The organism is Sinobaca sp. H24, from assembly GCF_023845525.1.
The window spans coordinates 125,711-134,756 of the sequence record NZ_JALBWT010000006.1 but is presented as its reverse complement, the minus strand read 5'-3'; the positions used below and the strand labels follow the sequence as shown (position 1 = coordinate 134,756).

12 protein-coding genes and 1 pseudogene are annotated in these 9,046 nt (G+C 37.2%); 10 read left to right on the top strand and 3 right to left on the bottom strand.

Features of this window, described 5'->3' with window-relative positions; translation table 11 throughout:
- Positions 1–69: 69 nt before the first annotated feature.
- The 8 genes from MMY81_RS10770 (at position 70) to MMY81_RS10740 (ending at position 4,515) form a co-directional block, all read left to right on the top strand.
- Positions 70–339, top strand: a complete 270-nt coding sequence (locus tag MMY81_RS10770; protein WP_252312881.1) for a cyclic-phosphate processing receiver domain-containing protein — start codon at positions 70–72, stop codon at positions 337–339.
- Between the two features lie 319 nt (positions 340–658).
- Entirely contained in the window at positions 659–829 is a 171-nt protein-coding gene (locus MMY81_RS10765; RefSeq protein ID WP_252312880.1) for a hypothetical protein, read from the top strand.
- A gap of 53 nt (positions 830–882) precedes the next feature.
- Positions 883–1,173: an iron-sulfur cluster biosynthesis family protein gene (locus MMY81_RS36255; RefSeq protein WP_483882487.1), complete on the top strand. Its 291-nt coding sequence runs from the start codon at positions 883–885 to the stop codon at positions 1,171–1,173.
- A 530-nt stretch (positions 1,174–1,703) separates the two neighbouring features.
- The gene (locus MMY81_RS35165; RefSeq protein ID WP_374561655.1) at positions 1,704–1,820 is read left to right on the top strand and encodes an XtrA/YqaO family protein; all 117 of its coding nucleotides are present in this window, start codon (positions 1,704–1,706) and stop codon (positions 1,818–1,820) included.
- The gene (locus MMY81_RS10755) at positions 1,817–2,398 is read left to right on the top strand and encodes a hypothetical protein (protein WP_252312878.1); all 582 of its coding nucleotides are present in this window, start codon (positions 1,817–1,819) and stop codon (positions 2,396–2,398) included. Before MMY81_RS35165 ends, MMY81_RS10755 begins: the two co-directional genes overlap by 4 nt.
- 242 nt (positions 2,399–2,640) lie before the next feature.
- Positions 2,641–3,126, top strand: coding sequence for a hypothetical protein (locus MMY81_RS10750; RefSeq protein ID WP_252312877.1), 486 nt, complete (start codon positions 2,641–2,643; stop codon positions 3,124–3,126).
- A gap of 170 nt (positions 3,127–3,296) precedes the next feature.
- On the top strand, positions 3,297–3,710 hold the full coding sequence (locus MMY81_RS10745; protein ID WP_252312876.1) for a hypothetical protein: 414 nt from the start codon (positions 3,297–3,299) through the stop codon (positions 3,708–3,710).
- Positions 3,711–4,011: 301 nt separating this feature from the next.
- Positions 4,012–4,515, top strand: a complete 504-nt coding sequence (locus MMY81_RS10740) for a hypothetical protein (RefSeq protein WP_252312875.1) — start codon at positions 4,012–4,014, stop codon at positions 4,513–4,515.
- Positions 4,516–4,724: 209 nt separating this feature from the next.
- On the opposite strand, the gene istB is transcribed toward MMY81_RS10740, so the two are convergent.
- From istB to MMY81_RS10725, 3 genes are all read right to left on the bottom strand, one after another.
- Positions 4,725–5,498 carry an IS21-like element helper ATPase IstB gene (istB, locus tag MMY81_RS10735; RefSeq protein ID WP_252311436.1) on the bottom strand — a complete coding sequence of 258 codons (774 nt, stop codon included), beginning with the start codon at positions 5,496–5,498 and terminating at the stop codon, positions 4,725–4,727.
- Positions 5,495–7,042: an IS21 family transposase gene (istA, locus tag MMY81_RS10730; RefSeq protein ID WP_252312874.1), complete on the bottom strand. Its 1,548-nt coding sequence runs from the start codon at positions 7,040–7,042 to the stop codon at positions 5,495–5,497. Before istA ends, istB begins: the two co-directional genes overlap by 4 nt.
- Positions 7,043–7,175: 133 nt before the next feature.
- Entirely contained in the window at positions 7,176–7,697 is a 522-nt protein-coding gene (locus MMY81_RS10725) for a hypothetical protein (protein ID WP_252312873.1), read from the bottom strand.
- A gap of 728 nt (positions 7,698–8,425) precedes the next feature.
- On the opposite strand from MMY81_RS10725, the pseudogene MMY81_RS10720 reads away from it, so the two are divergent.
- Both MMY81_RS10720 and MMY81_RS10715 read left to right on the top strand, forming a co-directional pair.
- Positions 8,426–8,515, top strand: a pseudogene (locus MMY81_RS10720) (toxin C-terminal domain-containing protein); the annotation flags it as partial.
- A 5-nt stretch (positions 8,516–8,520) separates the two neighbouring features.
- The gene (locus tag MMY81_RS10715; protein WP_252312872.1) at positions 8,521–9,033 is read left to right on the top strand and encodes a hypothetical protein; all 513 of its coding nucleotides are present in this window, start codon (positions 8,521–8,523) and stop codon (positions 9,031–9,033) included.
- Positions 9,034–9,046: the final 13 nt, after the last annotated feature.

The following is a 9,046-nucleotide window of genomic DNA, read 5'->3' as shown; positions in this document are numbered from 1 at the left end:
GTTATACTATAGTTTCAACGGCCACTAAGACATGAACACACACATTTCTCGTGTTATGAAGGAGGATGTATGGAAAACGTACAAAAGTACAATATTTTCCTGGATGATGTGAGGCCTTGTCCGAGCGGGTATATTCTAGTAGAAACAGTAGCAGAATGTATTGCCATGATCCGATCCAAAAAGCTGGTGTCTCATTTATCGCTGGATCATGATTTAGGAAGTTATGCAAAGAACGGATTTGAAGTAGTACTGCATCTACTGGAACATAAGATTTTTCCTGACTGCATTACGATTCATTCAGCCAATGCCGTAGGCGGCAAACGAATGTACGACCGTTAGTGGAAGCAAAGAGGAGCGGGCATGTCCCTTCCTACGTAAAGATTTTTCATCAGCCTTTACCAATAGGCTTTGCCCTATAATAGTACACGAGTTTCAGAAGAGGCTTCCAACGGGGGAGCCTCTTCTCTTGCGTTCTGATGGTCTGAAATCTACAATATTCAGTAATAGGATAAAGGAGGAATGACTCATGCATAGTATTCCATTAACCGAGAGAGCCGAACAAACCATGCAGGGTCTGCCCGGCAGCACTCGGGCCTTCCGTCTGGAATCAAAGCTTACCGGCGGCTGACAAGGCATACGGGAATATTCCCTGGTTCCGGTGGAATCAGATAATGAAGCATATGCCGTCACAACCGACGAAGATACCTACGAGGCGATTAAGCCGTCGCCGGTGCTGGACAACCATCCGTCGCTCGGATGGATGCTCAAAAACAGCAGCGAAACGATTGCCTACGCAATAAAGGTAAAAAAACAGGATAATCCTGTTTAAACCGTAGAAAAAAACCCTTATACTAAGGTATAGATTAGAAAAGGAGAGATACCATGAATATTACCGACCAGGCAAAAGAATTTATTCACGGCGTGATGAAAGAACACAGCGCCGGTAACATCCGCGTCGTCTTTTCCGGCATGGGCTGAGGAGGCCCTAAATTGGGACTGGCTCTGGATGAGCCAGCACAGGACGATGAAAGACGGGAAATTAACGGCATTGACGTAGCCATTGAGAAGCAGGTATTACCACACGTCGAAAATATCACATTGGACGTACAAACCAATAGTGACGGGCAGTCCGGCCTTGTGATGGACGGCGGATCCGACAGCGATTGCTGTTAATATGTATAAAAATCCAGTGCTTTCTCTGAAAAGAGAAGGGGCTGGATTTTTTGTTTTATAAATTTCTACATAAAATAATAGGGATGACGACAAAAACGCTGCCCCCCCCTGAAGCTTAGAGAAGGAACAGAAGGAAAGGATATTGGGAGTATTGATTTCACATAAAGGAGCTGGTGATTGTTGTATTAGCTTAACGGCGAGCCACAGTTAGCATTCGAAAAACAGGTAATCAGAGAGGAATATGTTGATGATCGTATAGATCCGCTACAAAGACGGGATGAAGTATGGATATACAGCTTACGTAAGAAACAGCGCAGACTTAAAAGAGAAGCTGGATCGGTTAAACATACGAGCGGATAATGTGATCTCGTTCCAGGTAAAAAATAATGATACTGTGAGTGAAGTGGAACCGGTTAAATTAAATGAGTTATAGGGGTGGAATATTTGGCTAATATGGAAAATATTGATGTCGATATGCAGACGGGAAACCTTGATATTGATATACTTGAGAGAGATAAGCCGTTGCCATCGTGTGTAGCGATCGTAGGCCTAAGTTAAAGGAATTACCAGAGTTTGGAGAAACGAAGATTGTTATCCATCAGTGGAAAGTTAAAAGAGTGAGGCAGGATGATGGGGAAGAGTTTTGACAGAACCAATACAAATTACTATAGAAAATGCCGAAATGTTACAAAATAATAGTACGATTCTAGGAGTTTTGTTAGGTGCATTGTTAACCTTAATTAGTGGTTGGTTATTGCATATATATACGACTAAACGACAAGATGATATCACTATCAGAGTTTTAGAAACCGAAAAAATAGAAGCAAGTGAAAATTTAAAAGTCATTTTTAATACTATTAATCAATTTCATAACGGAAAATTATTAGATATAAAGAATAAAAAATTTCCATCAAAAATAGATACCTCAAAAGAAGAAATTATTGAAGAGTTCTTTTATAAAACTGAACCTTCAGTAAAACAATTGCATTCAAACTATACAGAAATAAAAACAATAAAAAACAGGTTCAAAAATAAGAAAAAATATAATGATTATAACGAAGATTTTGAAGCAATAAGTCACCTTAATTTAGTTTTAGTAAATTTGTATAGTCAACCTGAAATGAAAAATACTCCTGATCATTTTATAAATTCTGTGATGATAGTTTACGGAAAGGTTCAAGAGGTTTATAAGCATTTTAATAAAAAAGATATAAACGAAGGTTAATCTTACTAGTTATTTAAATAACTCATTTCAAAAGAGCCAGGTAAGTTAATAGGGAGGAATTTTAAATAAAAAAATTATTAAATACAAAGAAACATCGAATAATTTACTATATATTGATTTTTATATTAATTAGTTTTGTTAGTGTTAATTTAGATAAAATTTATTATTTTTTGTCTAAAGTTGACCCAAACGGTTGGATGGGTTTTATAGGTTCAGTTATTAGTGTTATAGGAGCTTTTTTTGTGGCTTCTCACCATTATAAAAAGCAAGCAAAGGATTTATTATTAACTGAGCTAGAAGAGACAAGAAGAAAAATAAATTTTTTTGCTAAGCAGTTTAGACTTGTTTTAGATATTGCTAATTACAAACAAATAATCATAAATGAAAACGATAACTTGAAAGAAAATAAAATCTTTAGAGCTATATTCTCCATGGGCTACCATTATGGAACTCGTTTAAATCAAGATATAGGTAAAGCTTACGAATACCATGTTTCAATACAAAAAGAATTCAGTGGTTTTAATTACGAATTTGAAATGCTTTTAGAAGCATTAAAAATTATAAAAAATAAACTGTATGATGATGAAAGTAACAATATAATTACAATTAAAGACCTAAGAAGTGATATTGAACATTTAAAAATCACTACAAAAAGAAGTACAACTCATATGGATAACATGGTAAAAAAATTAAACTTAGGAACACTTTATTTTATGAATGATGAGTAATAATGTCATCTATCTTGAGAGGATTCTTAAATAGGGGGTTTAATTGAATTGAGTATATCGATATTGAGTGGTGCTATTAGTGCTTTAGTAAGTGCTATAGTAGCAGGTTTAGTTTCTTATTATTTTCGGCTGCTAATAAAGAGCCTGTAGAATTAACATATACCGGAATAATGCATGCAGTTACAAATGTTGAGGGAGAGTATCAGTATTCCGACGAAATCTCTTATAGTGAGTTTTTAGAGAAAGAAAATAATTTAGAAATACCAGATGGCGGTCTTAATTTGAATGTTTCTATTAGTTTAAAAATGTATAATAAAAGTGAAGTTCCTAAGGTATTAGAAAAGCTTGTACTTGAAACTAATAATATGAATACCCCAGTTATCGATATTAATAATAAAATAAATGAAGCTTATAAAACTTCTCATAATGAAATAGAACATTTATTATTAACACCAGGTCAGGCTATTGTGCTTGATATTAAAGACACTATAAAAATTAACTCTGCCGAGGATCTACCAGAGTGGTGTGGCCTGCATTATATAGAAAACAAAAAAAGTATTCTAAAAAAAGCTATTGAATTTTAATCGTCATAGTTCTACCAACCATCTGAAGGACACTGAACGACAGCATACCGCTGTTGCTTGATGTCCTCTTTTTTATTTAAAGGAGAAAATACATGCTATTCACAGACCAGCTCATTGAAGAAAATAAAAGAAATCTGCAGCAGTTCACGAACAAATATGATTCCACGGATCCCTAGGACAAAGAAGATAAATCGAAAGTGAATAGTATGATTGATAGCCTGGCGTTTGCTATTGAGTGGATGGAGATAGGCCGACAACCGGGTTTATTTCGTGGGGGTGACAACGGGGTATCTATCAGCAAATGGAGCTAGAAGAAGCGTATATGATCCCTGACATAGTAGAACAGATTGATATTAACAATAAGGAGATACATTTAACCGATGACCAGAAACAAACGCTGCTGCAAATCTTTTCTGATTTGCCGATTCGACAAAGAAAGTGTTATCTCATATATATAGCGGAGGGGCTTAGTATGAGTCGGACTGCAAAAAAGATTAACATAACTAAGACTAGCAAAAATCTTTCTCTCCCGATTTCTTTGACTTTACCGATTGTTCCTCTCATAGTGAAGGTAGTCCAAATAATGAGGAGGGATTTTATGACTTTAAAACGAGTTATGGTTGAAGTGTATGGAGCAGAAGGCTCTTTAACTGGAATGTATAGCGATAAATTCGGGGTTTACTTAAAGCCTTCAGGTGATTTTAAATACAAGATGATGGTTCCTGCCGATTTAATGGTTTTTCAGAAAGATAAGGATGATCAAATTCTTGTCGATGAAGAGATATCTATTGTGTATGAAAAATAAAACAAAAGCACTCTCCAGGTGAGGGTGCTTTTTATATGCTTTAATACAGGGAGCCCACAGATGAGTGCGGGCTTACACCTACTTAGCCTTACTCTCCTTGTATTGAGAATGTATTATTTAAAAAGGGGAAAACATTACTCTGAGAATAATGTAACCGTCAAGTAGGATAGATCAATTTTTCATAAATAAGATAGATCAACTTTCACCAATTAAGATAGACCACTTGTTTCGGGAAACAATGTTTTTCGATATTTCATGCGAATGCTGTCCATTTCTTCGCCAAACGTAATGATTTCACTGCGGTGAAGGAGGCGATCTAAGATCGCCGTGGTCAGGGTAGGGTCACCTAAGAACTTTCCCCATTCATTCGGTCCTTTATTTGACGTTAAGATGAAGGCAGCCTTTCCATAGAGGTCATAAATAAATTGGAAGAAAAGATGCGCTTCATGCATTTCGTACGTCATATACATGACATCATCGATGATGATGAGATCCGATCCAATGATCCGTTTATACCGGGTGTTGGATTTTTTGATGTGCTCTCGTGTTTTTAAGATATACATCAGATTGGCCATCGAAATAAAAGAGACTTGAAACCCTCGTTCGACGGCATGCACGCCTAATGCGACGGACAGGTGTGTTTTGCCTGCACCTGTCGGTCCCATCAAAATGAGCGTGAAATCATCTTCCACCCAATGAAGATCTTTCAAGACATTGAATTGCTTTTCTCCTAATGCATTTTGTTCTTTTAAATCATACGCAGCTAGTGTTTTTATTTCTGGAAACTCTGCCCACTTCATGAGTCGTTCGATGGTTTTTTGTTCCCGACACTGGAGCTCGTACGTCAAAAGTTCATGGGTGAACTCATGATACGTCCACCCTTTAGCTTCTGCTTTACGGAGAAGAGTCGGCAGCTCTTTGGCTGTTTCAGCCAACCGTAGGGTTCGGCATTGCTGTTGTAACAACTCAAAAGGATGGCTCATGACCCTCGCCCTCCCTTCAATACGTTCAAGTATGTATCGCTTGATCGTTCAGGCGCTTTCCATTCCATGTATTTTGGGTTGAGTGAAACGTCAGGAGAAGAAGAGAGCTGGACCTGCCGGTCCAGGGAATAAGCCATATCGCGAAAATCGTTGCCACTGATTAATTGGAGCTTTTGAATATCTTTTAGAGCTGCTTCTATGCTGTTTGGATGGGCTCGAATGGTTTGTTGAATCACCTTCAATTGATCGATCAAATGCCGTGGGTATTTTTCTGTTAATGCTTCGATAAACCACTGAATACCTGCTTTGTTAGAAAAAGCGTCCGACAGTTCATGAATTAAAAGACTGCGCTTGGATTCGCTTTTCACTCGATGCCGCGGGTCTGAAATAACGATCCCTTTTTTCTCGGAAAGAGGGTGTGTTGCTAACACAGGGCCCGTTGGTTTTAAGCGAATCAAAAGGGTACGCCCCTCTATGATCTGGAGGTATGCTTTATTTGATGCCTGTTCTCGATACGTGCCTGAGGGCACGCTATATCGATTCTGCAGGTAACGAATGACATTGTCCTTATGAATCGTTCTTGGTATACTGGAGGAAAGATGATGTTCAAATAGGTAAGTAGTAGAGACTTTTTGTAAGTGTTGCTTTTCCAGGGCGTGCACTTCGAAAGGTCTCTTTTTTATGTTGTGATGCACTTTCCTATTGCCGGTCCGCTTTAACCAGGCCAAGCAGGCTTCATTCCACGTCGCTAATTGATCGAACACTCGGTTTTTGCTGAAGTTGTATTTCACAAACTTCACGACCTGTTCGATTTTCCCTTTTGATTCTGGATCACTTTTCCGGCAAAGGTACACTTTAAAGCCTCGTGCTGTTTGGTATTTGGTAAATTCGGCTGTTAAAATGAGATCTCCGGCGTTCTCACTGACGGCGAGCAGCGCATCTTGATCATAAACCATCTCCGCCGGCATTCCTTCGTAATAGGCAAACGCATTTTCATGACATCTTACGACGTCAGCCGTGCGGAAGGGACGATCCAGCCACTCGACATACTTATAGCGAGAATGGGACAGGACAAAAGCAATGAAGTAAAGGCGTTTGTGTCCTCCCGTTTTCTTTTTCACGACGGTTTGTCCAAAATCGACTTGCCCCTGCTGCCCCGGAAAACTTTCAGGAGTGGCCGAATAGTTTCGGTGCTGTATTTTTTTGGGAATATGGTACATCTCGCGCAGCTCATTCACATAATTACGGACTGTATTTTCCGTAGCACCTCGAAAACTCATCCGTTCTTCCAACCAGTCATGGACCTGGGCCCCAGTCAAATCCGGGTGCTCCTGCAGCCAGTGGAGAATCGGATCCCGGAAGGGATCCAGCTTCTTTGACCGGTGGCGCAGGGAAATGAGAAAATCCTCAAATTCCTCCGGGGCCATCCCCATATAATCTTTTACCGTATTCCTCGACATATTTAGTTTTTTTGCAATCGAGTTAATGGAAAACCCTTCGGCATGTAACTGCCGGATCTCTGCATATTTCATAAATCGCTTCACTCCAATTTCCTCACTTTCAATAAACTAGCCTCAGCCTATTAAAAGTGTCATATTTGTAGGGAAATTGGTCAATCTTATTTGTGGAAACCTGCTCTGTCTTAATTGTGATAAATTGCTCTCTCTAGTTTATCGTTTACAATAACGGATGCTCCCAATAATGATCAGCCGCATGGGGAATATCAGGACTCAAAAAGGTATCAAAATCAATACGTTCTATTGTCTCTTTCTCAAAATCAATGGCAATTACTTTATCTTTTCTTTCTTCATAATGACTAACCAGGGTAGTTTCAAATTGAACATAAATATCATCAAAAACATATTCATTTTGTAATTCTATTAATAAAGCAGTTACATCATTGTAGGCCTCGGCTTTTATCATGTTATTAGTTAAATTATCACTGAGGTTAGTTAAATTAACATAAATATTAACATGATTACTTGCCTCATAATATTCGGTATCTATAAGGGCATCACCAAATATTTCTTTTGATATTTTGTTTGCAGTACTTTCAGGAGCAGTAGTTTCTTTTTCTGCTTTGGCAGTACTTTTACTTTCTTCCGGAAGTTCTCTCTCGTTGGACTCTTCTAATTCGCTACAGGCCCCGAAAACTAAAAGGCTTATCAGCGCCAACGTATACAGTAAATACTTTTTCATGTTATCCCTCAATTGAATATTATTAATTGGAAGTAAATGTTGAAAACAAAAAAATAAGTAACGGGTCGCCGCCGATTACTTATTACATTATTCATTTCGCTGCTCCATCTTGCAGAGGACAAACTCACGTATTTCTTCTTCGGTCCAGAGTTTATTGTGAACTCTCTCTTTATTCCTGTTTTAAAAGATATCATGTTTTTCAGCAAAGTTCGAGCTTTCTTTTATCGTTAATATATACATAGAAGCAGCCCCTTTTTATTAATTGCAGTAATTTTATTTATTTTAAAAAAACCCTATCTAGTTAAAGCAAATAAGAGCTTAAGGCTTTATCTAAAGAGTTTAAGGCTTTGATTTTGAAAGTTTGTCAAAGTTACCTATGAAATAATGTTCCATTAATTTACAATAAAGTATCAATGAGGTTTGGTGTTGTAGAAGGTATCTCTATTTGTTATTTTTTTAGTTATTTTATTTTTAAGATGCAAGGCAATATAGTTACATAACAGTTTTCAAAAGAAATATGTACGAATTAAACTAACTTACAGAAAGAGGGATTTATTTGCATTTACGTGTGCTTATCGATAACAATACCTGCATCGATCAATACTACTTAGGAGAACCTGGATTATCCACTTATATCGAAAAAGAAAATACCAGCATCTTAAATGAAGAAGAAATTAATACCAATGAGGTTATGGTTTAAGATGAAGCCTCTACTAAAGAGAGATCTATGGAAAGGCGCTGCCTCTATAAAAACTCCAGGAAGTAAAACAACGAGGTCAGGTACTTATAATGCACAGCTGAAAAGAACGGGAGGGTAATAAAGATGCAAAACATAGAAAAGTTTCATGTGAGATTTGATGATTTCGATAGCACACCGTATTACCAAGCTTCTCCCGATAATCGGATTCGTATAAGTTGTGATAATTATAATAATAAAAATTGGAAACATCTCAAAAATCTAATATACACTCTTTTCCATGAAGATAGTGAAACAAACCTTACATTGGAAGTAGGAACGATACGCAACAATAAAAGAATCCCAATAAAAACAGGGATAGGTAAATTTTTTCATATCACAAATTGGAAAGAAGACATCGTCTATCACAGCGAACTTGATATGAGCTTTATTATAGCTACCATTAAGAATGTAGATGCCGATGACATTTATAAATATGGTAGAAGAGTGGCTTCGGGCCATAAGGATTCTTATATTGTTTTTTATAATCAAACATTTTTAATGTATATCAGTACAGATGTTATTGACATTATTTCTAAAGAAAAAGAAGATATTCAAAAGGTCACTCCCTTTACTAAAGAACTGTTCAAAAAGTCTTAAGTGATGATACAGA

Coding starts and splice junctions, on each gene's coding strand:
- MMY81_RS10745 (WP_252312876.1), top strand. CDS start 3,297: ATGCATGCAGTTACAAATGTTGAGGGAGAGTATCAGTATTCCGACGAA.
- MMY81_RS10715 (WP_252312872.1), top strand. CDS start 8,521: ATGCAAAACATAGAAAAGTTTCATGTGAGATTTGATGATTTCGATAGC.
- MMY81_RS10770 (WP_252312881.1), top strand. CDS start 70: ATGGAAAACGTACAAAAGTACAATATTTTCCTGGATGATGTGAGGCCT.
- MMY81_RS10725 (WP_252312873.1), bottom strand. CDS start 7,697: ATGAAAAAGTATTTACTGTATACGTTGGCGCTGATAAGCCTTTTAGTT.
- istB (WP_252311436.1), bottom strand. CDS start 5,498: ATGAGCCATCCTTTTGAGTTGTTACAACAGCAATGCCGAACCCTACGG.
- MMY81_RS10740 (WP_252312875.1), top strand. CDS start 4,012: ATGGAGCTAGAAGAAGCGTATATGATCCCTGACATAGTAGAACAGATT.